22 protein-coding genes and 1 pseudogene are annotated in these 25,075 nt (G+C 69.0%); 9 read left to right on the top strand and 14 right to left on the bottom strand.

What is annotated here, in order from left to right; translation table 11 throughout:
- The 4 genes and pseudogenes from K309_RS35910 to K309_RS0103960 form a co-directional block, all read left to right on the top strand.
- Positions 1-463, top strand: a pseudogene (locus tag K309_RS35910) (allantoinase); the annotation flags it as partial.
- An 89-nt stretch (positions 464-552) separates the two neighbouring features.
- Positions 553-1,350 carry a GntR family transcriptional regulator gene (locus tag K309_RS0103970; RefSeq protein ID WP_029045209.1) on the top strand — a complete coding sequence of 266 codons (798 nt, stop codon included), beginning with the start codon at positions 553-555 and terminating at the stop codon, positions 1,348-1,350.
- Between the two features lie 100 nt (positions 1,351-1,450).
- Positions 1,451-1,870 carry a cupin domain-containing protein gene (locus K309_RS0103965; protein ID WP_029045208.1) on the top strand — a complete coding sequence of 140 codons (420 nt, stop codon included), beginning with the start codon at positions 1,451-1,453 and terminating at the stop codon, positions 1,868-1,870.
- Between the two features lie 8 nt (positions 1,871-1,878).
- Complete coding sequence (locus K309_RS0103960) at positions 1,879-2,232, top strand: hypothetical protein (RefSeq protein ID WP_029045207.1); 354 nt, start codon at positions 1,879-1,881, stop codon at positions 2,230-2,232.
- 14 nt (positions 2,233-2,246) lie between these two features.
- On the opposite strand, the gene K309_RS0103955 is transcribed toward K309_RS0103960, so the two are convergent.
- The 5 genes from K309_RS0103955 to K309_RS0103935 all read right to left on the bottom strand — a co-directional run bounded on the left by K309_RS0103955 (position 2,247) and on the right by K309_RS0103935 (position 6,549).
- Positions 2,247-2,633, bottom strand: coding sequence for a DUF427 domain-containing protein (locus K309_RS0103955; protein ID WP_029045206.1), 387 nt, complete (start codon positions 2,631-2,633; stop codon positions 2,247-2,249).
- Between the two features lie 94 nt (positions 2,634-2,727).
- The gene (locus tag K309_RS0103950; protein ID WP_029045205.1) at positions 2,728-3,252 is read right to left on the bottom strand and encodes a gamma carbonic anhydrase family protein; all 525 of its coding nucleotides are present in this window, start codon (positions 3,250-3,252) and stop codon (positions 2,728-2,730) included.
- A 114-nt stretch (positions 3,253-3,366) separates the two neighbouring features.
- Positions 3,367-4,356, bottom strand: a complete 990-nt coding sequence (locus K309_RS0103945) for a tripartite tricarboxylate transporter substrate binding protein (protein ID WP_029045204.1) — start codon at positions 4,354-4,356, stop codon at positions 3,367-3,369.
- A 70-nt stretch (positions 4,357-4,426) separates the two neighbouring features.
- Positions 4,427-5,584 carry a CaiB/BaiF CoA transferase family protein gene (locus K309_RS0103940; protein WP_029045203.1) on the bottom strand — a complete coding sequence of 386 codons (1,158 nt, stop codon included), beginning with the start codon at positions 5,582-5,584 and terminating at the stop codon, positions 4,427-4,429.
- Between the two features lie 8 nt (positions 5,585-5,592).
- Entirely contained in the window at positions 5,593-6,549 is a 957-nt protein-coding gene (locus tag K309_RS0103935; protein WP_029045202.1) for a hydroxymethylglutaryl-CoA lyase, read from the bottom strand.
- A 214-nt stretch (positions 6,550-6,763) separates the two neighbouring features.
- Between K309_RS0103935 and K309_RS0103930 the strand changes: the two genes are divergently transcribed.
- Together K309_RS0103930 and K309_RS0103925 are read left to right on the top strand one after the other, a co-directional pair.
- Positions 6,764-7,732, top strand: coding sequence for a LysR family transcriptional regulator (locus tag K309_RS0103930; RefSeq protein WP_029045201.1), 969 nt, complete (start codon positions 6,764-6,766; stop codon positions 7,730-7,732).
- Positions 7,733-7,918: 186 nt separating this feature from the next.
- Positions 7,919-8,611 (top strand): SDR family NAD(P)-dependent oxidoreductase, encoded by a 693-nt coding sequence (locus tag K309_RS0103925; protein ID WP_029045200.1) that lies wholly within the window; start codon positions 7,919-7,921, stop codon positions 8,609-8,611.
- On the opposite strand, the gene K309_RS0103920 is transcribed toward K309_RS0103925, so the two are convergent.
- The gene (locus K309_RS0103920; RefSeq protein WP_029045199.1) at positions 8,598-9,578 is read right to left on the bottom strand and encodes a LysR family transcriptional regulator; all 981 of its coding nucleotides are present in this window, start codon (positions 9,576-9,578) and stop codon (positions 8,598-8,600) included. The two genes, K309_RS0103925 and K309_RS0103920, sit on opposite strands and share 14 nt — an antisense overlap.
- Positions 9,579-9,692: 114 nt before the next feature.
- Between K309_RS0103920 and K309_RS0103915 the strand changes: the two genes are divergently transcribed.
- Positions 9,693-10,370, top strand: a complete 678-nt coding sequence (locus K309_RS0103915) for a type 1 glutamine amidotransferase domain-containing protein (protein ID WP_029045198.1) — start codon at positions 9,693-9,695, stop codon at positions 10,368-10,370.
- A gap of 124 nt (positions 10,371-10,494) precedes the next feature.
- Here K309_RS0103915 and K309_RS0103910 read toward each other — a convergent pair whose 3' ends face one another.
- The 7 genes from K309_RS0103910 to chrA all read right to left on the bottom strand — a co-directional run bounded on the left by K309_RS0103910 (position 10,495) and on the right by chrA (position 19,358).
- On the bottom strand, positions 10,495-12,933 hold the full coding sequence (locus tag K309_RS0103910) for a penicillin acylase family protein (protein ID WP_029045197.1): 2,439 nt from the start codon (positions 12,931-12,933) through the stop codon (positions 10,495-10,497).
- 115 nt (positions 12,934-13,048) lie between these two features.
- Positions 13,049-14,668, bottom strand: coding sequence for a sulfite reductase subunit alpha (locus K309_RS0103905; protein WP_029045196.1), 1,620 nt, complete (start codon positions 14,666-14,668; stop codon positions 13,049-13,051).
- Complete coding sequence (locus K309_RS0103900; protein ID WP_029045195.1) at positions 14,665-15,684, bottom strand: FAD:protein FMN transferase; 1,020 nt, start codon at positions 15,682-15,684, stop codon at positions 14,665-14,667. Before K309_RS0103900 ends, K309_RS0103905 begins: the two co-directional genes overlap by 4 nt.
- Positions 15,685-15,697: 13 nt before the next feature.
- Entirely contained in the window at positions 15,698-16,564 is an 867-nt protein-coding gene (locus K309_RS0103895; RefSeq protein WP_035876721.1) for a DUF4198 domain-containing protein, read from the bottom strand.
- A gap of 19 nt (positions 16,565-16,583) precedes the next feature.
- Positions 16,584-17,108, bottom strand: coding sequence for a DUF2271 domain-containing protein (locus K309_RS0103890; RefSeq protein WP_029045193.1), 525 nt, complete (start codon positions 17,106-17,108; stop codon positions 16,584-16,586).
- 73 nt (positions 17,109-17,181) lie between these two features.
- The gene (locus K309_RS0103885; RefSeq protein ID WP_029045192.1) at positions 17,182-17,838 is read right to left on the bottom strand and encodes a PepSY-associated TM helix domain-containing protein; all 657 of its coding nucleotides are present in this window, start codon (positions 17,836-17,838) and stop codon (positions 17,182-17,184) included.
- A 296-nt stretch (positions 17,839-18,134) separates the two neighbouring features.
- Positions 18,135-19,358, bottom strand: a complete 1,224-nt coding sequence (gene chrA / locus K309_RS0103880) for a chromate efflux transporter (RefSeq protein ID WP_029045191.1) — start codon at positions 19,356-19,358, stop codon at positions 18,135-18,137.
- 338 nt (positions 19,359-19,696) lie between these two features.
- On the opposite strand from chrA, the gene K309_RS0103875 reads away from it, so the two are divergent.
- Both K309_RS0103875 and K309_RS0103870 read left to right on the top strand, forming a co-directional pair.
- Positions 19,697-21,253: a methyl-accepting chemotaxis protein gene (locus tag K309_RS0103875; protein WP_029045190.1), complete on the top strand. Its 1,557-nt coding sequence runs from the start codon at positions 19,697-19,699 to the stop codon at positions 21,251-21,253.
- Between the two features lie 120 nt (positions 21,254-21,373).
- Complete coding sequence (locus tag K309_RS0103870; protein ID WP_029045189.1) at positions 21,374-21,625, top strand: GlsB/YeaQ/YmgE family stress response membrane protein; 252 nt, start codon at positions 21,374-21,376, stop codon at positions 21,623-21,625.
- Here the strand turns inward: K309_RS0103870 and K309_RS0103865 are convergent.
- On the bottom strand, positions 21,598-24,861 hold the full coding sequence (locus K309_RS0103865; protein WP_029045188.1) for a transglycosylase domain-containing protein: 3,264 nt from the start codon (positions 24,859-24,861) through the stop codon (positions 21,598-21,600). The genes K309_RS0103870 and K309_RS0103865 overlap by 28 nt on opposite strands.
- Positions 24,862-25,075: the final 214 nt, after the last annotated feature.

Below are 25,075 nucleotides of genomic sequence, written 5' to 3'. Positions count from 1 at the left end.
GGTCGAGCACGGCGGCTTCCTGTACGACTCCGACTACTACGGCGATGACCTGCCCTTCTGGACCGAAGTGGAAGTCACCGGCGGCGAGAAGAAGCCGCACCTGGTGGTGCCGTACACGCTGGACTCGAACGACATGCGCTTTGCCACGCCGCAGGGCTTCAACACCGGCGAGCAGTTCTTCCAGTACCTGAAGGATGCGTTCGACGTGCTGTATGAAGAAGGCGATCCCGCAGGGCAGGACAGCCCCAGGATGCTGTCGATCGGCATGCACTGCCGGCTGCTCGGCCGCCCCGGCCGCTTCCGCGCGCTGCAGCGCTTCCTCGACTACGTGCAGGGCCATGACAAGGTGTGGATCTGCCGCCGTGTCGACATCGCGCGGCACTGGGCACAGGTGCATCCGTTCCGCCCCGCGACGGCTGCCTCTGCGGTTGCCGGCGCGACGAGGGAGCCTGCCACGGCCTGAGGAGCGACGCCCTCGTCGCCATATTTGTGTACGATATAGCCGTATTTCGTCGCCACTTCCGGCGACATCCCGACTGTCCGTACCCCGATATGGCAACCACATCGAAGAAGGCGGCGCCCGGCGCGGCGGCGAAAGCGCCGCGCCGGCCCGCACCCAAAGCCGCACCGCCAGCCAGCAATCCGGAGGAACCTGCCGGCAACGAGTCCGCCGCCGGCGAGGCCTCCGCCACCGAGGCGATCTACCTTGGTTTGCTCACCGCGATCATGGAGCATCGCCTGCTCGCCGGCACCAAGCTGGTCGAAGAACGCCTGTGCGAAGTCACCGGCGCCAGCCGCGCCCGCATCCGGCAAGTGTTTGCCCGCCTCGCGCATGAAAAGCTGGTGACGCTGGTGCCCAACCGCGGCGCCTTCGTGTCGAGTCCCACGGTCGACGAGGCGCGCGAGGTCTTCCAGGCCCGCCGCGTGGTCGAGCCCGCGCTGGCCGCGGAACTGGCGCTGGGCGCCACGTCGGCCAAGGTCCGCAGCCTGCGCCGCCATGCCATGGAAGAAGACAACGCTCGCGCCCGCGGCGACCGCGCCGCGATGATCCGGCTGTCAGGCGAATTCCATATCCTGCTGGCCGAGATGGCCGGCAATGCGATCCTGGAAAAGCTGATCCGCGAGATGGTTTCGCTGACCTGCCTGATCATCACGCTGTACGATCGGCCCGGCGCGCCCGCGTGCGCCGAGCACGAGCACCGCCAGCTGATCGATGCCATCGAGCAGCGCGACGCCGCGCGCGCGAGCGCACTGATGGCCGAGCACCTCGAGCATATCGAAGGCTCGCTCGACCTGAGCATGCCAGACAGCGGCGCGCCGGACTTCTACAGCATCTTCAGCAAGGGCTGATTGAAGCACCGGCTGCGCCGGCCTGGTATTGCACTCGGCGCATGGCAGCCTAGACTGCCTGGATAACAACCCGCGCTTGCAATGCGCCGCAGGGGGTGCCATGGCCGCCACTGCCGAAACCGTCACAGCCCGGCGTCCGCCGCTGGCCTTCGAGCGTCTCTATGCAGGCGCCGACGGCGAATCCCACTTTGGTCCGGTTTCCGTGGCCATCACGGAGAGGCTGTTTGCCCCGCCCGCGCGGGCCTTCTGGGTTTCACCGCTGGCCGAAGCGGCCCGACACGGATTCCTGCTGGTGCCGGCGGGCTGGGTCGGCGCGCAGCACCCGTCGCCGCTGCGCATGTGGATCTTCGTGCTGGCCGGTGCGATGGAATTCGAAGCCAGCGATGGCGAGCGCCGCCCGCTGTCTGCAGGCAGCGCGCTGCTGCTGGAAGATACCACGGGCAAGGGGCACGTCAGCAGGGTCATCGGCACTGACGACGCCACGCTGGCCGCGGTGCAACTGCCGGAAGGCCGCGGCTGAGGCGCCCGATGGAACCTCCCGCCGAACCCGCTACGCCACCGGCCCCCGTGCCGCCGGTGGTGCCCAGCGGCTACCGCCAGGGCATCATCACCGCCATCACGGTGTTGCTGGGATTCTCGCTGGCGTTCTGGCGCTTCTGGGGCTTCGAAAGCCCGGGCCACTGGAACGTGCGCGCGGTGTTCGCCGCGGTCTCGCTGCAGGCAGCGGTCTCGCTGCAGATCGTCGCGCTGTTCCGCGCGCTGCGTATCGAGGACGATGCGGTGGAGGAATACCGCAGGACAGTGCGGTGGTTTGTCGCTTCCGCACTGGCGTTGCTGACCGGACTCGCCGTGGCAATGATCGACGCGGCGCTGTCACCCTGACTGCGCCGGCACATTCAATCTCCGATGCCGCCGATATCGATGCTGTCGACGCGGTCCGGGTAGAAGGCCACGTGCGAGGCAATCGCGGCGACCGCATCGTAAGGCGTCTCGTAGCTCCACACCGCATTGCGCCCGCGCTCGCCGGCGGCCGGGATGGAGAAGTAGCTGCAGTCGCCCTTGTACGGGCAGTAGGTGGCGTGATCGCTGCGCGCGAGCTGCGCCATGTCGACATCGGCGCGCGGTATGTACTGCACCGGGGCGTAGCTGGCTTCCTGCAGCGTCAGCGCCGCGGTGCTGTCGGCGACAACGCGGCCCGCCGCCTTGACCACCACGCGTCCTTGTGTCGGCGTGATGGTGATGGGGTGGTCGGGGCCTGGGATCCTGACGGGCTTGCCTGACATCGTCGTGCTCCTGCATGGCGGGATGCAGGACATTCTAGGCGCTTGCCGGACAACCTGCCGGCGCGGCCCCCGGACGCGCCGTGGCGTTGGCGGCTCAGCCGACCTTCTCCAGCGCCGTGCGGTAGTGCGCGGCGCGGCGTGCATAGTCCTCCGCGTTGGCGCGCAGGTTCTTCACTTCGTCATCGGTCAGCTCGCGCACCGCCTTGGCGGGCGAGCCCAGGATCAGCGAGCGCGGCGGGAACTGCTTGCCCTCGGTCACCAGCGCCCCGGCGGCAACCAGCGATTCGGCGCCGATCGTGGCGTTGTTCAGGATCACGGCCTGGATGCCGATCAGCGCGCCGTCGCCCACGGTGCAGCCGTGCAGCATGGCCTGGTGCCCCACGGTCACGCCGGCACCGAGCGCGAGCGGGCAGCCGGGATCGGTGTGCAGCACGGCGCCTTCCTGCACGCTGCTGCCGATGCCGATGGTGACCGGCTCGTTGTCGGCCCGGATCACGGCGCCGGGCCAGACCGACACGTGTTCGGCCAGTTCCGCGCGGCCGATGATGGTGGCTTCGGCCGCGACAAAGGCGCTGCCGGCGATGGCGGGCGCGAGCTCGCCAAGCTTGTAGAGAGTCATGATGGATCTGGTGAGGACAGAAGGCCACCATCGCGGCCGCCCCGGATAAGGCGCGGGCCACGCTGGCAGCAGGAAGCAGGAAGCAGGAAGCAGGAAGCAGGAAAATCCTTTGGCTTATTCGACCTTGACGTTGGCCTTCTTCACCAGCGCGGCGTAGCGCGCGGCTTCGCTGCGGAAGAACGCTGCGGCGGCCTCCGGCGTGCCGGGCTCGACCACCGTGCCCTGCTTCTTCATCGCTTCCAGCACTTCGGGCGACGTGAAGGCCCTGGCAAAGGCATCGTGCACGCGTTTGACTTCCGGCGCCGGCATGCCGGCCGGGCCGATGACAGCGAACCAGCCCGCGACGTTGTAGCGCGGCAAACCCTGTTCGGCGATGGTGGCAATGTCCGGCGCGGCGGCCGTGCGCTTGTCGCCGCACAGGCCGATCGCGCGCAGCGTGCCCGCCTTCAGGTGCGGCGCCACCGCGTTGAGCGCAACCACGCCCATTTCCACCTGCCCGGCAAGCAGGTCGTTGACCATCGGACCGGTGCCCTTGTACGGCACATGGCGTGCCGTCACGCCCGCCTCGTCCAGGAACATCTCGCCGGCGAGGTGGATGATGGTGCCATTGCCCGACGACGCGTAGTTGTAGCCATCGGGCCTGGCCTTGAGCAGCGCCACCAGCTCTTTCACGTTCTTCGCCGGCACCTTGGGGTTGACCACCAGCACCAGCGGCGTGGTGCCGATCACGCTGATCGGCGTAATGTCCTTGATCGCGTCGAACGGCATCGCGCGGAATACGCTGGGGTTGATCACGTGGTTGTTCGATACCAGCCCCAGCGTGGTGCCGTCGGGCTGCGCCTTGACCACGGCGGCGGCGCCGGTGATGCCGCCGGCGCCAGGCAGGTTCTCGATCACCACCGGCTGGCCGAATGCCCTGCCCAGCGCGGGGCCCGCGGCACGGGCGATGGTGTCGACGCCGGAGCCGGCGCTGATCGGCAGGATCAGGCGCACGGGCTTGCCCGATCCGCCCTGTGCGAGCGCTTCGAAGCCGGGGGCGGCGAGTGCGGCGGCAAGCGTGGCGGAAAGTGCCAGCGCGGACTTGAGGAGGGTGCGACGTTGCATGCTTTGTCTCCGTTTCGTTATCGCAGGGCTTTGCGGGCGCCGCTGTAGCGCGGCTTGCCCGTCAGGCGCCTCAGCCGCGGCCTTTGCCGAGCTGCGCCAGGATCTCTTCGTTGTGCTCGCCGGCGCGGGGCAGCGGGCTGCGCACGCCGGGGCGGCGGCCGCCCATCAGCAGCGGCAGCAGCACCGTGGGCGTGGTCGAGCCGTCGTCCGCCTGCATCGGCACCAGTCCGCCGCTGGCAAGCAGGTGCGGATCGTCGAGCAGCTGGTCCGGGCGCACGATCGGCGCATAGGGAATGCCGGCCGCTTCGAGCTTTGGCTCGAGTTCCGCGGAATGATGGTGGCGCAGGATCGCGCCCAGCTCTTCCAGCAGTTGCGGCCGCACGGCGACGCGCGAGGTGTTGCTGGCGTACTCCGGCTTGTCGATCAGCTCCGGATGTTCCAGCACGTGGCACAGCGTGACGAACTGCTTGTCGCTGACCGCGCCGATAAAGAGCTGCTCGTCCTGCGCCAGCGTGAACACGTCATACACGCTCCACGCCGACACGCGCGACGGCATCGGCGGCGGGGGTTCGCCGGTCATCGCGTACTGCTGCATATGCTGCGACGCCAGGAACACGCAGTTCTCGAACAACGCGCTCTGGATTTCCTGCCCCTTGCCCGTGCGGTCGCGCTCGCGCAGCGCGGCCAGCACGCCGATCGCGCCGAACATGCCGCCCATGATGTCGTTGACCGAGGTGCCGGCACGCAGCGGCCGGCCGCTCGGGCCGGTCATGTAGGACAGGCCGCCCATCATCTGCACGACTTCATCCAGCGCCAGCCGGTTCTCGTACGGGCCGGGCAGGAAGCCCTTGTGCGACACGTAGATCAGGTGCGGGTAGTCGCGCGACAGCGTGGCGTAGTCCAGCCCCAGCTTCTGCATCAGGCCGGGGCGGAAGTTCTCCAGCAGGATGTCGCTCTGGCCCGCCAGTTCGGCCGCGGCGGCGCGGCCATCGTCGGTGGTGATGTCGAGCACCACGCTTTTCTTGTTGCGGTTGAAGGCGCGGAAGAAGCCGATGCCCAGGCCCGGCAGGTTGCGCGTCTTGTCGCCGCCGGGCGGCTCGACCTTGATCACCTCGGCGCCGAGGTCGGCCAGGATCATGCCGCAGGTGGGGCCCATCACCATGTGCGTGAATTCCACCACGCGGACGCCGGCGAGCGGCAGGGAATTGCTGTTGCTGTCTTGGGGCATGTTCGTTCTCAGGCGGTAGCGGCGGCGGCGTTGGCGCGCGGGGCCGCGAAGGTCTTGGGCAGGCCGGCGCGCCATAGCGTGCCGTGCAGGGTTTCGTCGCGCAGCCAGCCTGCCACGTCTTCACGCAGCGCCAGCAGGCGGCCGATATCGATGCCGGTATCGATGCCCATGCTGCCGAGCAGGTAGGCAAGATCCTCGGTGGCAACGTTGCCGCTGGCGCCGGGCGCATGCGGGCAGCCGCCGATGCCGGCCAGGCAGGCGTCGAAGCGGGTCACGCCGGCTTCGAGCGCGGCATAGACATTGGCCAGCCCGAGCCCGCGCGTGTCGTGGAAATGGCCGCACCAGAAGCGCTCGCCGGCGATGGCGATGGCACGCGCAAACAGCTCGCGCACCATGGCCGGATCGGCATAGCCGACGGTATCGGCCAGGCTGACGCGGTCGGCGCCAGCATCGAGCAGCGCCTGCATCAGCCGCAGCACTTCATCGGCATCGACATGGCCTTGCAGCGTGCAGCCGAATGCCGTGCCGACGCCACCTTCAATCAAGGTCTTCGCGCCGCTGGCATCGCGCGCGGCGCGGATGCGCGCCACGTCGGCAACGACTTCATCGGGCGTCTTGCGCAGGTTGGCGAGGCTGTGCGCATGGCTGGCCGACAGCGGCACGATCATCAGGTCGGTGCCACACGCCAGCGCGTCCTGCGCGCCGCGCAGGTTGGGCACCAGCACCGACGTGAACATGCCGGGCAGCGTGCGCGCGAACGCGACCAGTTCGGCAGTGTCGGCCAGTTGTGGCAACAGGCGCGCGGGGACGAACGAACCGACTTCCAGTTCGCGCAGTCCGGCGGCATGCGCGCCGCGGATCCACGCCAGCTTGCTGGCGGTGGGCAGGATGGTGCGGATGCTTTGCAGGCCGTCGCGCAGACCGACTTCGCGGATCACGGCTTGGCTGGGGAAGGAGTGCGTCATGGTTCTCGGGGACTGGTGAGGCGTCCCGACGGGGGGCGATGGAAGAACTCTATGAGTTTCTGCGGGCAAGCTGAAGCGATGATTTGCGCATCCAGACATGCCGAAACGGAAAGTCATAAGGTGCCTCGCGCTACGCTACGGGATTTCCCGGATGCGATGTCATGGATCTTTCAACGGGCGTAGCATTCCAATCCGGAAACATTGCCCCCCCGCCATGCGAGACCTCGACCTCACCACGCTGCGCCTGTTCGTCGCCGTCTGCGAAACCCGCAACATGGCGCGCGCGGGCGAACAGGAACACATCGTCGCTTCCGCCATCAGCAAGCGCCTGGCGCAACTGGAAGAGACCGTCGGCGCGACGCTGCTGGAACGACGCCGCCGCGGCGTCATTCCGACGCCTGCCGGGGAGATCGTGCTGGCTCATGCGCGCGCGATGCTCGCCGCGGCCGATCGCGTAACGCGCGACATGGCCGACTACGGCTCCGGCGTGCGCGGGCAGGTGCGCCTGCTCGCCACGGTGTCGACCATGGCGGAATCGCTGCCGGACGACATCGCCGCCTTCATGCAGATGCCGGCGCACCGCGACGTGCGCGTGACCATCGAAGAGAGCCTGAGCAGCGAAGTGGTGCGCGCGCTGCGCGACGGCACGGCTCCGCTGGGCATTTGCTGGGACGCGGCAGACCTGGAAGGCTTCCAGACCCGCCCCTACCGCACCGACCATCTCGCCGCCGTGGTGCATGCGGGGCATCCGCTGGCGCGGGCGGATACCTGCCTGTTCGAAGACACGCTGGACTACGACCAGATCGCCATGCCGGCGCAGACCGCGGTGCAGATCATGCTGGCGCGCTATGCCGCGATCCTGGGCCGCCGCATGGCGCATCGCGCGGTGGTGTCTACCTTCGACGCCGCGCTGCGCTGCGTGCGCGCCGAACTTGGCATCGTCATCATCCCGGCGGAGATCGTCACGCTCGTCGCCACGGCCTTTGGCCTGCGCGTCATCCCGCTGCGCAACGACTGGGCGCGGCGGCGCTTTGCGATCTGCTGCCGCGACTTCTCGCTGCTGTCGCCGGCAGCACAACTGCTGGTGCAGTTCCTGGAGGAAGCCGCGGCGAAGGAGACGACGGCCTCAGGCGCGGTGCCCGCGAAGACCCCGGCACGGCTGAAACGGAAAATCCCGCGGTAAGTGCGGCGCGCAACTTCCTGTGCGTTTCAAGGGTTACCCCGAGGTATTTTCGCAAGCTTATGTTGCGTGCCGTTGCGTAGACTGGCTTGCGTTTTTCGCTGTCGGCCACGATGGTAAAAAAGGAAAAAAGGCCGGGCGAAGCCTGATCATGACAATGCGCGCCGCCATGGCGCAGGAGAGACGCAAATGAACTTCAACGGCAAGAACGTACTGGTCACCGGCGCACGCGGCAACCTGGGGCGCGCGGTCGCGCACGCCTTCGCACAGGCAGGCGCGCGCGTGGTGCTGCTGGACCGCCATGCCGCACCGCTGCCGGAAGCAGGCAGCGGCCACCTGGCGCTGCAGGCCGACCTGCTCGATGCGGACAGCCTCGGCAAGGCCATCGGCGAAGCCGTGCAAGCGTGCGGGCGCATCGATGTGGTATGCAACCTGGCCGGCGGCTTCGCCATGGGCACGGGCATCCACGAGACCAGCGCGGCCGACTGGAACCGCCTGTTCGACATGAACGTGGGCACGGTGCTGAACATGGCGCGCGCGGTGGTGCCGCACATGCTGTCCGCCGGCGGCGGCGCCATCGTCAATGTGGGCGCCAATTCGGCCGCGCGCGGGCTGGCGCAGATGGGCGCCTACTGCGCATCCAAGGACGCGCTGGCGCGTGTCACCGAATCGATGTCCGCCGAACTGCGCGACCAGGGCATCCGCGTCAACGCGGTGCTGCCCAGCATCCTCGACACGCCCGAGAACCGCCAGGCCATGCCGGATGCCGATCCCTCGCGCTGGGTGGGCCTGGATGCGCTGGCCGACGTGATTCTGTTCCTCGCTTCCGACGCCGCGCGCGCGGTGCAAGGCGCACTGGTGCCGGTGGTCAACCGCGCCTGACCGCTGGCCGGGCCGGCTTGCGCGCAGCAGGCCTGCGCTGCGGCTGCGGCTGCGGCTGCAATGAGCCGGCCACTTCCTGGATCTGCTGGCGCAGCCAGCGCCGCAGCCGGTCGGCGTCGGTGCGCGCATGCCAGATCTGCATCATCTCCACCCTGGGCAAGGTGAACGGCACCGGCAGCAGCAGCAGGTCCGGGTCGCGCGTAACCGCCTCTTCCGCCACCGAGCGCAGGCAGGTGAGCAGCAGCGCCGTGCCGCGCACCAGCCGGCTCGGCGCCAGGAAGCTCGACAATCCCGCCACCACCTTGCGTTTTCGCCCCTGCGCGGCCAGCGCGCGGTCGACCACGCCGTTGAGGTCGCCGGTCAGCGTCGTCAGCAGGTGCTCGCAAGCAAGGAATGCGTCGAGATCGAGGCCGCGCGCGAGATGCGGGTTGGACTTTGACGCCAGCACGACGAAGTCTTCGCTGTACAGGCGCTGCTGGTGGAAGGTATCCGGCAGGTCTTCGTAGAAGCCCGCGATCGCCAGGTCACAGGTGCCCTTCTCCAGTTCTTCGCGCGGCAGCTCGCCGCGGGTGTTGTGCGTGACCACGACCAGCCCGGGTGCATCGCGCCGCAGCCGCGGCAGCAGCGCGGGCAGCAGCAGTTGCTCCATGTAGTCGGTGGTGTAGAGATGGACGGCCTCGCTGCGCGCGAGGAAGTCCCGGCCATCGCAGGCGTCATAGAAGGCATCCAGTTCCGCGACCAGCCGCTGCACCTGCGGCGCCAGCTCGTGCGCGCGCGGCGTCGGTGTCAGGCCGCGCGGCGCGCGCACGAACAGCGGGTCGCCCAGTTCGTCGCGCAGCCGGTTCAGCTTGTGGCTCAGCGCCGGCTGGCTCAGCGCCATGCGCGCCGCCGCGCGCGAGGCGTTGCCTTCCTGGTAGAGCACATGGAAGACGTAGAGCAGGTTCAGGTCCTTGCCGCCGATATTCATTTTTTGGATGGCAGAAATCGAATATTCGAAGTTTTCGAATCATAGCCAGCTGCGTAGGATGTTGCCAATGCCGGGGCTGCCCCGGCCGACCGTGGACGCAACCGGAGAACGAACATGAAAATCCTGATGGTGCTGACCTCGCACGACCAGCTTGGCAATACGGGCAAGAAGACCGGCTTCTGGCTGGAAGAATTTGCCGCCCCCTACTACGTCTTCAAGGACGCAGGCGCCGACATCACGCTGGCCTCGCCCAAGGGCGGCCAGCCGCCGATCGACCCCAAGAGCGACGATCCGGATGCGCAGACCGATGCGACCCGCCGCTTCCGCGCCGATGCCCCTGCGCAGCAGGTGCTGGCCAGCACGCTGACGCTGGACAAGGTGAAGGCCGAGGACTTCGACGCAGTGTTCTATCCCGGCGGCCATGGCCCGCTCTGGGACCTGGCGGAAGACAAGCGGTCGATCGCGCTGATCGAGCAGTTTGACCGGCTCGGCAAGCCCGTGGGCGCCGTGTGCCATGCGCCGGGGGTGCTGCGGCACGTCAAGGCTGCGGACGGGCAGCCGCTGGTGAAAGGCAAGGAAGTGACCGGCTTTACCAACAGCGAGGAAGCGGCGGTGCAGTTGACCGACGTGGTGCCATTCCTGGTGGAGGATGTGCTCAAGGCCAGCGGCGGGCGGTTTACGCGCGGGGATGACTGGGCCAGCCACGTTGCGGTGGCGGGAAGGCTGGTGACGGGGCAGAATCCGGCGTCGTCGGAGGCTGGGGCCGAGGCGGTGTTGGGGTTGTTGAGGTAAGGCCCTGCAAATTCACACCGCTGCCGGTTTGCTCCCCTCGCCCGCTTGCGGGAGAGGGGTGCGTTTGCCAGTGGCGTCAGCTTGCGGCAGACGGCCGAGCTTGCGATGCGCCGGTTGAAGGTCCTTACTGCGGCACCAGCTCCAGCCTCTCCCTGCTCGCCTTCTCCACCGCCTTGCGCGTATAAACCAGCGGGAAATACTCCCCCTTGGCCCACAACGGCGCCAGGTCGCGGTAATGCGCGCTGGCCGGATTCCCCGACTGCCCCGGCGTGTTGATCACGCGCGAGCCATCCCAGTTGCCCACATCCAGCACCATGCGGAACGATGCCCCCGCGGTCAGCCGGAAATCGTTGTTGCGGTAGCTGGTATTCATCGGCGTAAAGGCCGAGCCGCCGATCGGGCCCGCGTTGACGTTGAACTGCTGCCGCTCGGCGTCGCTCAGGATCGGGTCCATCGGATGCGTGAACACCGCGGTGTGCAGCTTGCCCCATTGCCAGCCGCGCGGGTCCGGGCCGAGCTTGCCTTCCACCTCCGCCATCGCGGCCTTCAGCGATTCGAGCATCACCGCGTTGCGCTGCGCCACCGGCATCCACGGGTCGGGCTGCTCCAGCACCGCGACCACGCGCGCGGCATCGCCGGCGCCGACCAGCCGGGCGGCATCGGCGGGCAATGCCGCGCGCACCACCGCCGGGCGCAGGTGCTTGCTGAACCAGACTTCGAACAACGCAGCGGCGGCGCTGTCGGCGCGTTCGTTGCCGTCCCAGCCGCGCAGCAAATCCAGCCCGCGCGCCAGTTGCGCATCATCGCTGCGCACGTCGCGAAGCAGCGCCACCACGCGCTGCGCCGGCAGCGACACCGTGTCGTTCTGCCATGCCATCGAGTCCTGCACCGAGCTGCGCGGATTGGCGCCCACCACCGCCTTCAGGCGCCGCGCGCGCGAGCCGTCGCTCCATTCGTAGCCCACGCCCAGCTTCGCCGCCGGATGCTCGGGCGGGATGTTGTTCTCGTTGGCGGTGACGATATAGCCGGGCGCCGGGTTGTAGGCCCACGGCAGTTCATCCATGTTGCGGTAGCCGGCCCATTCATAGCGCCCATCGCCCGGCACCGGCGTCAGCCCGTCCCAGTTGGGACGCTTGACGGTCAGGCCGCCGGGGATCCAGCCGATATTGCCGCCGGTGTCGGCATAGACCTGGTTTTCGCCGGGCGCGCCCCAACGGTTCATGGCGGCGCGGAACTGGTCCCAGTTGCGGGCGCGCATGTAGTCCATCGAGCCGAAGTACGGCGCCATGCCGTAGTCGAGCCACGCGGCGCGCAGTACCCAGGCGCGCGCGGCGTCGGCGTGCAGCACAGGGCCGTGGCGGGTGAAATCGAGGGAAACCGTGCGCGGCGCCGACTCGCCCTTGACGACGATCTCCTCGGTGACGGTCTCCATCGGCTCCCAGCGGCCCTTGTACTTGTATTCGCGCGGGTTGGCCGGGTTGAGCTCGTAGCCGTAGAGGTCTTCCTGGTCCATGTAGAAGCGCGTCAGGCCGAACGCGATGGTGCCGTTGTGCCCGATCGAGATGCCCGGCAGGAACGGCTCGCCCGCGCCGATGACCGACATGCCGGGCGCGTTCAGGTGGCTGATGTAGCGCAGGCTGGGCGCGCCATGCGAGCGGTGCGGGTCGTTGGCGAGGATCGGCCGGCCGGTGGCGGTGCGCTTGCCGCCGATGACCCAGTTGTTGGAGCCGAGGCTGCGGCCGGTGTCGCTGTCGGGATCGACCAGTGCATAGAGCTGGTCGAGCGGGATGCTGGCGGACTGCGCGCCGCTCCATGCGTCCTTGGGGAAGCGCGCCGCGGCGGTAGCCAGTTCGTAGGCGCGGCGCAATTCGGCGGCCGGGACCGTGCAGGGGTCGAGGCCGGCGCTGAGCTTAGGCTCGACCGGCGGGTCGAGTTCGCGCCGGATCCAGTCGGCCCGCACGGCATCGGCCCTGGCTTGGCAGAACAGCCGGGCGCGATCGATCTCGCCGGTGAAGTTCAGCGTCAGGCCGTGGTGGCGGATGCGCACGATATCCTCGGCCTGCCAGCGCGCGGGCTTGTAGTTGAGCTTGCGGAACTCGGGCGGCAGCAGTTCCGGCTTCTGCTCGGTCAGCGCCACGTAGGCGTTCACGCCGGCGACAAAGGCCTCGGCCACGCGCTTGGCGTCGGAGCCGTAGGCCAGCCATTCGCGGTACATGTCGCCGCGGAACAGCACCGCGCGTGCCATGTGGTCGCCGTCGGCATAGGCGGGGCCAAAGTCCCTGGCCATCTCGCCGAGGCCGCGCTTGCGCCACAGGTCGATCTGCCACAGGCGGTCGCGCGCGGCCATGAAACCCTGCACGTAGAAGGCGTCATAGAGCGTGCCGGCGTAGATATGCGGCACGCCCCAGCGGTCGACCAGCACCGTCGCGGGCTTCTCCAGGCCGGGAACGGCGAGGCGGTCGGCGCGCGCGGGCGCCTCGGCCATGGCGGCCGGGATGGTGGTGGCGATGGCGGTGGCAACCAAAGCCAGCGCGGCGGCAAGGCGGCAGGGGGTGCGTCGCATCAGGTCTCCTCGGTTTTGTGTTTGCTGCAAATGCTTTGCAGTCCACACCGAAGATAGTGCATGCACGGCGGGGGCGCGAGCCGCGCGGCCGATCTCCGCACGGCGCTTTGAGCGATTAGTAGACGTCGCGCCGGTAGCGGCCCTCGTCGGCAATCGCGCGCAACGCGGATTCGCCAAGGATTTCCATGAGCGCCTCGTTGACGCCGCCAGCCATGCCCTGCAGGCTGCCACAGACATAGATCGCCGCGCCGTCGGCGACCCATTCGCGCAGCAGCGCCGCCTGCGCGCGCAGGGCGTCCTGCACGTAGCGCGCCGTGCCGCCGTGGCGCGACCAGGCATGGTCGACGCGCTGCAGCGTGCCGTCGGCCTGCCACGCGGCCAGTTCGTCGGCGAAGAAAGCGTCGTGCTGCGCCGAACGCTCGCCGAACAGCAGCCAGTTGCGGCGCCGTCCCGCCGCGGCGCGCGCCTTCAGGTGCGCGCGCAGGCCAGCCAGGCCGGTGCCGTTGCCGACCAGGATCAGCGGCCGGTCGCCGGCGGGCGGATGGAAGCCGCGATTGGCGCGGATGCGCAGTGCGATATGCGCGCCCACGGCCGCATGCTCGGTCAGCCAACCGGAAGCCAGCCCCAGCCGGCCGTCGTCGCGGCGTGCCTGCCGCACCAGCAGTTCGAGGCGGCCGTCCTGCGGCAGCGATGCGATCGAATACTCGCGGTGCGGCAGCGGCGACAGCGCATCGATTAGCTGCTGCGCCGGCACGCCCTGCATCGCGGCAAAGTGGGCATCTGGGAGCGGCATGCGCGTGGCCAGGGCTTCGGCCAGCGTGAAGCCGCGGCCGTCGCAGCGCACCCGGGTGGCGCCGTCAAGCGCAAGCCGCGCCAGCAGCCGCTCCACCTCGGCCGGCGCATGGCATGGGCCGACTTCGGCGATGTCGCCGGGCTGCCAGTCGAGCGCCCCAAGCTCCTGCGGCTCCAGCACCAGATGGAACGCCGGCGCGCCGTGGCTGCCGGGATTAACGTGGTGGCGCTGCGCCAGCACCCAGTCGCCGTAGCGCGGGCGCTCCCAGTCGGCGATCTCCGCGCCGCCGCTGAGCGCCGACAGGTGGTTCTGCCAGTGGCGCAGCGCGCCGGCATCGCCATTGTCGACCTCGATCAGGTCGAACAGCGGCTGCGCGCGATGGCGCTGCAGCCAGTGGTCGAGCGCGTGGCCGAAGGCGCAGAAGCGCGCGTAGCTGCTGTCGCCGAGCGCCAGGATGCCATAGCGCAGCTCGCGCAGTCCGTCCGCGCCGCCGGCCAGCAGGCGGCGCGCAAACCCGGACGCGCTGTCGGGCGCATCGCCCTCGCCGGTAGTGCTGACCACGAACAGCGCCTGCCGGCACGCGGCCAGCCGGCCGGCATCGACCTCGGCCAGCGACAGCAATTGCACCGGCATGCCGGCGCCCTGCAGCGCAGTCGCGGTCTGCAGCGCCAGCTGCTCGGCAAACCCGGTCTGGCTGGCATAGGCGACCAGCGTGACGCCGTCCGTGGTGTCCGTGGCATTGGCCAGCGCCGCCACGCGCGCGCGCCGCTGGCGGTGGTGCGCCAGCACCGTGCCGCAGAAGCCAGCATAGGCGGCGACCACGCCAGCGGCGATGGCGTCGCGCGACGGCCCCAGCAGCGACAGCGCCACGCCGCCGGCCAGCGCCAGCCAGCTGGCGCCGGCGAGCGGTGAAACAAGGGGGGAAAGGATGGAGCGGCTCATGCCAGCATCGCGGCAAGAGCCGGGGAAAGATGTTCGTCGAAACCGCCCGGCGTGCGCACCAGGAAACGCGCGGCAATGCCGTGGCGGCGCGCGTGCGCCATGCCGGCTTGCGGACCGAGCACGGTCAGCGCGGTAGACAGCGCATCGGCCAGCATGCACTGCGCGTGGATCACCGTGACCGAAGCCAGCGCGTGGCTGGCCGGGTAGCCGGTGCGCGGGTCGATGGTATGCGCATAGCGCCGGCCGTCGCTGTCGAAGTAGCGGCGGTAGTCGCCGGAGGTGGCGACCGACAGGCCGTGCAGCGCCACCAGGGTCTGCCCGCCCTGTTTTTCCTGTACGTCGCTGCCAAGACCGGGCGGCGCTTCCAGCGCGACCCACCACGGCATGCCATCAGGCTTGACGCCATGGCCGCGCAGTTCGCCGCCGATCTCGGTGAGGTGGTGGGCCACGCCCTGCGCATCGAGGTAGCGCGCCACCGCGTCGACGGCAAAGCCCTTGGCGATGGCGCAAAAATCCAGCGACACGCCGCCGGGCTGGCGCGCGCGCCGTGCGTCGGCATCGAGTTCGATGCGCGCCCAGCCGCACCGGCCGCGTGCCGCCTCGACGGCATCGGGCGACGGCGGCGCGCTGCGCCGCGGTGCCGGGCCGAAGCCCCACAGGTCGACCAGCGGCCCGGCGCTCGGGTCATACGCGCCGCCGCTGGCGCGCGCCACCTGCAGCGCGCATTGCAGTACGGCAAAGCAATCGGCAGGCAGCTCGTGCCAGCCGCCGGACTCGGCGCGGTTGAAGCGGCTGACATCGGAATCCGGCTCCCAGTTGCTCATCTGCGCGATCACGCCGTCGAGCACGGCAACGATGCCGGCGCCGATGGCATCGGCATCCGCGGCGGGCGGCAGCATGGCCACGACCGACCAGGTCGTGCCCATGCTCTCGCCGCCCCAGCGGTGCTGCCGCGCATCGCGCGCGGGGGGCACCGGGGGCGCTTGCAGCGCGACGGGAACGAGGATGCGGTTCAAGCCAGGAGGACGCTTACTGCGGCAGCACTTCCACCGTCACCGCGTAGGTGGCGCGGCGCGACTTGGCCTGCTTGAAGGTCGCCTTGTCGTCGCGCACTTCGGCTTCCATCCAGTACATGCCGGGCGCCGGCCACTTGACGCTGAACTTGCCGTCGGCGTCGGTGGTGGCGCTGATCTCCTGCAGCTTGTCGCGATAGCGGATGCCGCCCGGCACCACCTCGACCTTCAGGTTGCTCGCGGGCTTGCCGTCGAGCAGCAGGCGGAAGCTGGCGGTGTCGCCGGCAACCAGGTCGTTGGGATGCGTGATCGGCGCCAGTTCCAGGCCGCGGCCGGTGATGCGCAGGCCCTTGTCGCTGGGCTTGCCGGCGGTGACGAAGGACTCGACCCGGCCTTCGGCCTGCGTGACCGTCAGGTCCTGCGCGTTGGCCGGGACTTCTTTGGCGAAGTTGTCCGCCGAGCCGCGCCAGCGCTTGGCCTGGCCATCGATCTTGTAGCTGGCGAACAGGCCCTGGTTGACCACCGCCACGCGGTAGGTGCCCGGCTGCGTCAGGCGCAGGTCGAAAGTGCTGCGGTACTTGCCGGTCGCGGCGTTCTCGGCCTTGACGGCGCTGCCGTCCGGCGCGGTCACCTGCAGGTTGTCGAGGCGCAGCGGCACGTGCTCGAAGTAGAACAGGTCGTTGGAGACGGCGGCGTCAACGGTCACCCACGGGTCATTGCCGGACAGTACGGTGGCCGACGGCAGCAGCCACTGGCGGTGCGCGTGCGCGGCCAGCGGCGCCAGCGCGGCGAGGGCGAGCACGGCCATGTTTGTGGCCATGCGGGTGGCCATGCGGGAACGGGTGGGGGACACGATGGCAGACAGGATCACGGCAGGTTTCATCGTCAGGCTCCGGGAAGGATTACGGCTTCAGGTCGACGGTGACACCGCCGAGTTCGTGGTCGCCCCTGGCGCGGGCGGTCTGTGCGGATTGCGGCGGCCAGGTGAACGGCACGCGCACCAGTTCGCGCCCGCCGACTTCACGCGCGGCTTCGACCACCAGCTGGTAGTCGCCTGCCGGCAGCTTGCCCAGCGGGTTCTTGCCGTCGCGGAAGCTGACCGTGTGCTCGCCCGGCGCGCGGGTCGCGCCCGAGATGCCGTCGGCCGGCATGTTCAGGTCGCGGCCGGCCTTGCGCCACCACTGGCGCATGTCCTTGAGCCACTTGGTGCCCTCGTTTTCCTTGAGCTTGCCGTCGTACCAGACCGCCAGGGTGTGCACCGGGCTCTGGTCGGCGCGCTCGACCCACATCGCCACGTAAGGCTTGTGGTACTCGGCCACGTTGAGCCGCGGGATTTCCACCTTGACGTTCAGGTCGGCGGCCAGCGCGGGGCCCGCGAACGGGACCGTGGCCATGCCGGTCAGGGTGACGGAGAGCAGTCTGCGCATATTCGGAGAAACCTCGTCAGTGAGATACAGCAGGAAATCGTTCGGGATGCCGGCGGTCTGGTGAATGCCATGCTCAGTGAATGAACAACACCGCCAGCAGCAATGGCACCACCAGCCCCAGGCCGACCAGCGGCCAGGTCGCCAGGCGTCCGCCCGCGTGCAGCTTGAGCAGGAACAGGCCGGTGACGCTGAAGACCAGGCACGCGAGCGCGAACACATCCAGGAACAGGCTCCATGCCTGGCCGGTGTTGCGGCCCTTGTGCAGGTCGTTCAGGTAGGAGATCGCGCCGCGCGTGGTTTTCTCGTACTGGGCTTCACCACTGTCGAGTTCGAGGCTGACCCAGGCATCGCCACCCGGGCGCGGCAGCGCCACGTAGATCTCGTCGGCCGACCATTCGGCCTCGCGTCCGCCGGCATCGACATCGAGCGCCTGGGCCAGCCATGCGGCCAGCGCTTCAGGCACCGGGGCCTTGCGATCGCGGGATTTACCTGCGCCGGCAGGCTCCTGTGCGCGCAGCGTGTCGAGCAGCGCGGCCGGCGCGGTGGCGTGGCGCGTCTCGACCGCGGGCCTTGCCTCGATCTGCGATGCGTGGTTGAGCGTGAAGCCCGTCACGGCAAACAGCATCATCCCGATCAGGCAGATCGCGGAACTGATCCAGTGCCACTGGTGAAGGTGCTTGAGCCAGAACGCGCGGCGCTGCTGGCCGGAAGCTGGCTGGGATTCGGTCATTGCGGTGGTAAGCGGCTGGCCCCGTTGGAGCCGGCGGCCGGCCCTGCTGGGAATCCTGGGAAGCTGGAGCGCCGCCACGCACAAAAGACGCGGAGGTTGTGCCATTGTCATCACAATGACGGACGCCGAAGAGAAGAATAATCGTTCTCATTTGAATGCGCAAACGGTTCCGCGGCGCGTCAGATTACGGCGCATTACAAGGGTCAAGCTATGCTTGTGTTGCGTACGGTGCACGACGTGCCGCGGTCTTCCGGCCACGCCACAGCGGCGCCCGTACAGCGGCTTCTGCAGCGACGTTATAGCCACATTCCCGCGGCCCACCCCGCCACGCCGCTGGCCAGCACCACCAGCCAGGGCGGCAGCTTCCACACCATCAGCGCAACCAGCGCCAGCGCGACCAGCACGATATCGAGCGGCCCGCGCACCGCGCTGACCCACACCGGCTGCCACAGCGCCGCCAGCAGCAGCCCGACCACGGCCGCATTGACGCCGGCCAGCGCGGCCTGTGCCCGGCGGTTGCGGCGCAGGCTTTCCCAGTACGGCAGCGTGCCGACCACCAGCAGCGCGCCGGGCAGGAAGATCGCCACCGTGCACAGCAGTCCGCCGGCCCAGCCGCCCGGCGGCACCTGCGACGAGGCGCCCAGGAAGGCGGCAAACGTAAACAGCGGGCCGGGCATTGCCTGGGCTACGCCATAGCCGGCCAGGAAGGTTTCCTTGCCGACCCAGCCGGGCGCCACCACTTCGGCGTCCAGCAGCGGCAGCACCACATGGCCGCCACCAAAGACCAGCGCGCCGGCGCGGTAGAAGGCGTCGAACAGGCGCACGGCAGAATCGGCGCCCAGCTGCGCCAGCACCGGCAGACCGGCCAGCAGCAAGGCGAACGCCACCAGCAGCAGCGCGCCGGCACGATGGCCGACCGGCAGCCCGAGCGGCTCATGCGGGCCGGCCAGCGCCGGCCGCAGCAGCAAGGCGCCCGCCAGCGCCGCAACGGCCATCACCGCCACCTGCGTCCACGACCCCGGCAGCGCCAGCACCGCGCCCGTGGCGGCGACCATGATGGCGATGCGCACCGGGCCACGGCACAGCGTGCGCGCCATGCCCCACACCGCCTGGGCCACCACCGCCACTGCGACCAGCTTGAGCCCGTGCAGCACCCCGGGTGCCGCGGCCATGCCGTAGTGCGAGACGCCCAGCGCGAACAGGATCATCAGCAATGCCGACGGCAGCGTGAAACCCAGCCATGCGGCGAGCGCGCCGGCGTATCCCGCGCGCGACAGCCCCAGCGCGATCCCGGTCTGGCTGCTTGCTGGGCCAGGCAGGCACTGGCACAGCGCGACCACGTCGGCATAGGCGGCCTCGCTCAGCCACTGCCGGCGCCGCACCAGTTCCTCGCGGAAGAACGCCAGGTGCGCGACGGGCCCGCCGAACGACGTCAGCCCCAACCGCAGGAACACCAGGAATACGGCAAGCGGGCCGTCATGGCGGCGGCTGTTTTCGGAGGGACTTGGCAGGGTGACCATGGGTGCGGGCGGCAGGCGTAGGGAGAAGGGTTGCGTGGGTACAACGTGCCGAATTCTGCCGGACTTCAGGTGTCATCGCGTGACAAGAGATGCCGGAATCATGCCGCGCACGCCGCCGGCGAATAAAAGAGCCAATTACAGCACTTTCATGTCCCGTTTGTTAAAACCAATCAACCATATGCGCAGCATGGACGGTATTACCCCAATCAAGTTAGTTTCCCTCCCCGCCGTTAGCCCAGACGCACACGCGCGCCCCGACAGGCGTCAACCATGAATGATGCCGCAGATGCGTGTCACCGATGAGCAATGCGCAATGCGCTGAAGGAGGAATGAAAAGCATGCTGGACAACCTGAGCCTGAAGAAAAAACTGCTGCTGCCGCTGGTGCTGAGCTGGGTCTGCCTGCTCGGCATCACGCTGTGGAACGCCTGGCATATACGCACGCTGCGCATGGATGAGCGCCGGCTCGACCTGGCCCACGTCACCGACACGGCAGTCTCGGTAGTGGCCGAGTACGAGGCGCTGGCGAAGGCGGGCAAGCTGCCCGCCGACGAGGCGAAGCAGCAGGCCATCGAGCGCGTGCGCGCGATGCGCTTCGGCGCCGATGGCTACTTCACGCTGATGCGTTCCGACACCGTGGTACTGATGCACCCGTTCAAGCCGGAGATGAACGGCAAGGCGATGGAGGGGACGAAGGACCCCAACGGCGTATACCTGTTCCGAGACATCGCCGCGATCGGCAAGGGCGCCGGCAAGGGCTTCGTCGAATACCTCTGGCCCAAGCCGGGCGCCGAGGCGCCGCAGCCGAAGCTGAGCTACGTGGCCAACTTCCGCCCCTGGGACTGGAACTTCATCGCCGGACTGTACCTGGATGACATCGAAGCAGCGTTCCGCACCGAGCTTTGGAAGGCGCTGGGCCTGCTGCTGGCGGTCGGCGCGCTGATGTCGCTGGTGATGGTGCGCGTCTCCGCCAGCCTGCACCGCCAGCTCGGCGGCGAGCCGGCCACCACCGCGCAGATCGCCGGCCGCATTGCCGAGGGCGACCTCGCCGGCCATGTCGAAGTGCGCCCCGGCGACGAGCACAGCGTGCTGTTCGCGATGCAGCGCATGCAGGCACGCCTGACCGGCGCGATCGGCAGTATTCGCGGCTCGGCCGATTCGATCGCCGGCGCGGCCAAGCAGATCGCCGCGGGCAATGCCGACCTGTCGCGCCGCAGCGAAGAGCAGGCCGCCTCGCTGCAGGAAACCGCCGCGAGCATGGAGCAGCTCACCAGCACTGTGCGGCAGAGCGCCGACAACGCGCGCCAGGCCAGCCGCCTCGCCGAGGGTGCATCGGACATCGCCGTGCGCGGCGGCACCATTGTCAACCAGGTGGTCGGCACCATGGGTGAGATCAAGCAGGCCTCAGGCAAGGTGGTCGACATCATCGGCGTGATCGAGGGCATCGCCTTCCAGACCAACATCCTGGCGCTGAACGCCGCGGTCGAAGCCGCGCGCGCCGGCGAGCAGGGCCGCGGCTTCGCCGTGGTGGCCGGCGAGGTGCGCACGCTGGCGCAGCGCAGTGCCACCGCCGCCAAGGAAATCAAGGCGCTGATCGGCGACTCGGCGCAACGCGTGGAAGACGGCGCGGTGCTGGTGGAAAGCGCCGGCAAGGCGATGGATGAGATCGTGGCAGCGGTCAAGCGCGTGACCGACCTGATGGGCGAGATGCGGGCCGCGACCGAGGAGCAGACCGGCGGCATCGAGCAGGTCAACCAGGCGGTGTCGCAGATGGACCAGATGGCGCAGCAGAACGCGGCATTGGTGGAAGAGGCGGCCGCCGCGGCGGCGTCGCTGGAGGACCAGGCCGACACGCTGCACCGGGCCGTCGGCCAGTTCCGGCTGGCGCGCGCCTGACCCCGGCGGCGCTGTCACGTCAGCGTCATACGCGGCCTCCGGCTGCGTGTATCATGAAGCGCAGGCGGCTGCACCGTGCAGCCGGCCCCCATCCCAGGCAGTCCACCACCGGAGCGCACCATGATGGCATTCATCGGCACCGTGTTCGTTGGCCTCATCGTCGGACTGATCGCACGGGCAGTGAAGCCCGGCGACGACAAGATGGGCTGGATCATGACCATCCTCCTCGGCGTGCTCGGCTCGGTGGTTGCTGGCTACGTTGGCCGCGCGATGGGCTGGTACCAGCCGGGCGAGCCGGCTGGCTGGGTCGCCTCGGTGATCGGCGCGATCGTACTGCTGGTGATCTACGGCATGGTCCGCCGCAAGGGCTGACTGGCCTTGCGCACGGTGATGGCATCGTTGGCGTCGGCCAGGCTCGGCGCCTCGGGCTTGACTGGCGCAGGCGCCGCGGGCTGAGCCACCGCGTCCGCGCGGGGCGGCGCCTCCAGCCCTTGCGCCAGCGTGGCGCCCGGCACGGCTTCGGCCGGTGCTGCCATGGTCGGCATGCGCGGCGTGCGCAGGCCCGGCGCGGCATCGCGGCAGCGCAGCAGCGCGCGGTCGCCGCCGGGCGCCATCGCCGACACCTGCGGCGCGATCGCGCGCAGCACCCGCACCGCCAGCGCGCTGGTAAAGCTGTAGCGCACCGCGTACGGTTCGCGCACATTGACCACCACGGTGCCGAAGAAGCGCTCGCCCAGCATAAAGACGAAAGTCGCCGAGCGGTTCACCGAGCGCGACGAGATCAGCCGTCCGCCCGGCCCGTACACCTGGAAGCGCTGGTCGCCGGTGCCGGTCTTGCCCGCCACCGTCAGCGTCGCGCCGTTGCGGCCCGGCACCGTGAAGGCGCCGCGGATCGACTTGGCGGTGCCGCGTTCCACCACGTCCAGCATTGAACGCCGCGCCAGCTCGGCCACCTCGGCCGGCAGCACGCGCTTGCCCGATCCCGGCTGCAGCACGTAGCGCGTGGCGTACGGCGTGCCGTCGGCGAAGGCCAGGCTGCGTACCGCGGAACTCTGCGTGACCACGCCGCCGGCCAGCAGGATACCGGCCAGTTCGGCCAGCGCCGCCGGACGGTCGCCCGCCGCGCCGATCGCACTGGCGTACGACGGCGTCAGCGAATCGAACGGGTAGCCCACCCGCTGCCAGCGCCTGGCGATGCGGGCGAAGGCGTCCTGCTCCAGCAGCGTGCGGATGCGGTTGTCCTGGCCTGCCTTGCTGCGCGTCTTGAACAGCCACTTGTACACTTCCTGGCGCTCGGCCGTGCTGGCGCGCAGCAGTTCCGTCAATGTGGCGTCGGGGTGCTGGTCCAGGTACTCCACCATCCACAGTTCCAGCGGATGCACCCGTGACAGGTAGCCGCGGTCGTTCAGGTTGAACTTGTCCTTGCCATACTTGCGGTACAGCGCGGGCAGGTCTTCCTTGGCCAGCTGCTTGTCGCCCAGGCGCGCGCGCATGATGCGGATATAGCTGTCCTCATCCAGGTACGGGCGCGCGCTCAGCAGCGTCACCGACATGCGCACCGCATTGATGTGCGGGATGGTCATGCGCACGCGGCCCAGCAGCGTATCCAGCCGCTGCTCGGAAGTCTTGCCGCGGTAGCGCTGGTAGAAGTTGACCATGTAGGCGCTGCCTTCCTGGTCGGCGAAGCGCTCCAGATACTCGCGCCGGCCCGGTGCGTAGCGGTCCTCGAACAGGTCGCCGATGTCCGGGTTGGCGTGGAAGGTCTCGTAGCGCACGATGTCGCGCATCATGCGGATGAAGACCAGGTTGACCGAATGCTGGAACGCGATGCGCACGGTCATGTTGCGCTCGCCCGCCTCGCGCTCGAAGTTGGTGAAGCTCTGCAGCCCGCCGCCGGTGTAGAAGCCTTCCCCGGCGCTGCCGGAGTACTTGCGTTCCATCGCGGCCTCGAGCATCGCCATCAGTTCGCGCTCCTCGGGCTTCTTCGCCTTGGACAGGTAATCCACCGCCCAGTGGGCGAGCGTATCCTGCCGTGCCAGCCGCACCCCGGCCAGTTCGGCGCGGCCCATGCGGGCGTATTGCGCATGCAGCTCGCTGATGATTTCCAGGTAGGTCACCAGCGTGCGCAGCTTGGCGGTCGAACCGAGGTTCAGACGCGCGCCGCTGTTGATGTCGAACGGCTGGTCGATGTTGTCGGCCTGCACCCGCACCACGCTGGCGTTTCCGACACGCTCGAACAGCGTGAAGCTGGTCATCAGCTTCGACGGATCATCGTTGTCGCGCAGCAGGTTGTGGCCGTACAGGCCCATGGCGCGCGCGTCGGCCTTGTTGTTCACGCGCTGCAGCGTCTCGGTGACGATGCGCTGCGCCTCGCGGTTGATGGTGCTGTCGACCGTCAGGTCGAGCCGGTCCATGTCGTAGCGGCTTTCCACGCCGGTCAGCCGGGAAACGTCGGCGCGCACGCGGTTGACGGCCTTGCGCGTGACGAACGGCTCCTGCGGCCCGCGCTGCGGCGGTGCGGCCTTGTCCAGCGGCTGCGCCAGCGCCGCGTCGCGCAGCTCGGCGGTGATGACGCTGTTGGCGGCCAGCAGGCGCAGGTAGCTGGCCGTCAGCGCATCCAGGTTGGTGTCGTCGCGGCGCAAATGGTAAGACGGCCGGCGCTGCGAGATGATCAGCGACAGCGCACGCTTGAATACCTGCGCCTGGCGCGGCTCGGGCGCGCGCTGGTCCAGTTCCTTGAGCAGCCGGTTGACCTCGCCGAAGTCCTCTCCGTACCACACCCACAGCGCGTCGCCGATGCCGTTGATCTCGCCGAAGCCCTCGCGCGCCGACAGCGGCACGGTGTTGAGGTAGTCGACCACGATGCGCTCGCGCGCGCGCTGCGTATCGGGTCCGTCCAGATAGGCGCGCAGCGACGCCGACGCCATCTGCCGGAATTTCTCGGGGATCGACGCGGTGCGTCCCTCGGGGGAGTGCCGGTACTTCTCGATCTGCGTGGCCAGCGTGCTGCCGCCGGGCGCGTCATGCGAACGGTCGGCCAGCCGGATGAACTGGTCGAGCACCGCGCGCGACAGCCGGCGCCAGTCCAGCGCCGGATTCATGTTGGGGTATTCGGGATTGAGCAGGCCCTGGTTCTCGACGTACAGCAGCGCATTGACCAGCAGCGGCGGCACCGTGGCGAAATCGGGATACTGGCGCTGCGGATAGCGCTCGAACGCCAGCGTCAGCCCGTTGCAGTCGCGCAGCAGGAGGCCGGCCTGGTTCTTCTCGCGGTAAGGCGCGAACAAGCCCTGATCCATCAGCCTGACCATGTCAGGCGACATGCGCGCCTGTTCGGCGGGAACGTAGCCGCGCTGCTGCAGCCGCTGCGCGAACTGCGGCAGCAGGCCGTAGCCCATGCGTGCATCATACGGACCGGAATGCGGGAAGCGGATGCTGTCGCTGGCGCCAGGCTGGATCTCGAAGGTCAGCCGCTGGCCGAGCTCGCCGATGAGCCGCGCCTGCCAGTGCGAATTGCGCACTTCGCTCGCCACAAAGCTATACACGACGTAGACGCCCCCGGTGAGGGCGACCGCCAAGCCAGCGAAAATCCAGCCACGACGCGACACGTTTGGGCTTCCCTGTTTGACCGGCGTTGCGCGCATCGGAATCCGCGCACCGGCTCGAAGCGCAATGTTCTCGCGGCACGCGCATTGCGCGTGCCGCCTGTCTTGATATTAGTAGGAGTCGGGCCGGCGTGCAGCAAGCATGCGTGTGGTCATCATGTCATTGACCGCGCCGCTCATCGCGCCGTCGTTAACGCGCGCCATTCGGAGACGCGTT

It is taken from the genome of Cupriavidus phytohabitans, from assembly GCF_000426345.1.
Classification (GTDB): domain Bacteria; phylum Pseudomonadota; class Gammaproteobacteria; order Burkholderiales; family Burkholderiaceae; genus Cupriavidus.
Note: the sequence above shows the minus strand (reverse complement) of the source record. Positions and strands in the feature narration are given on the sequence as shown.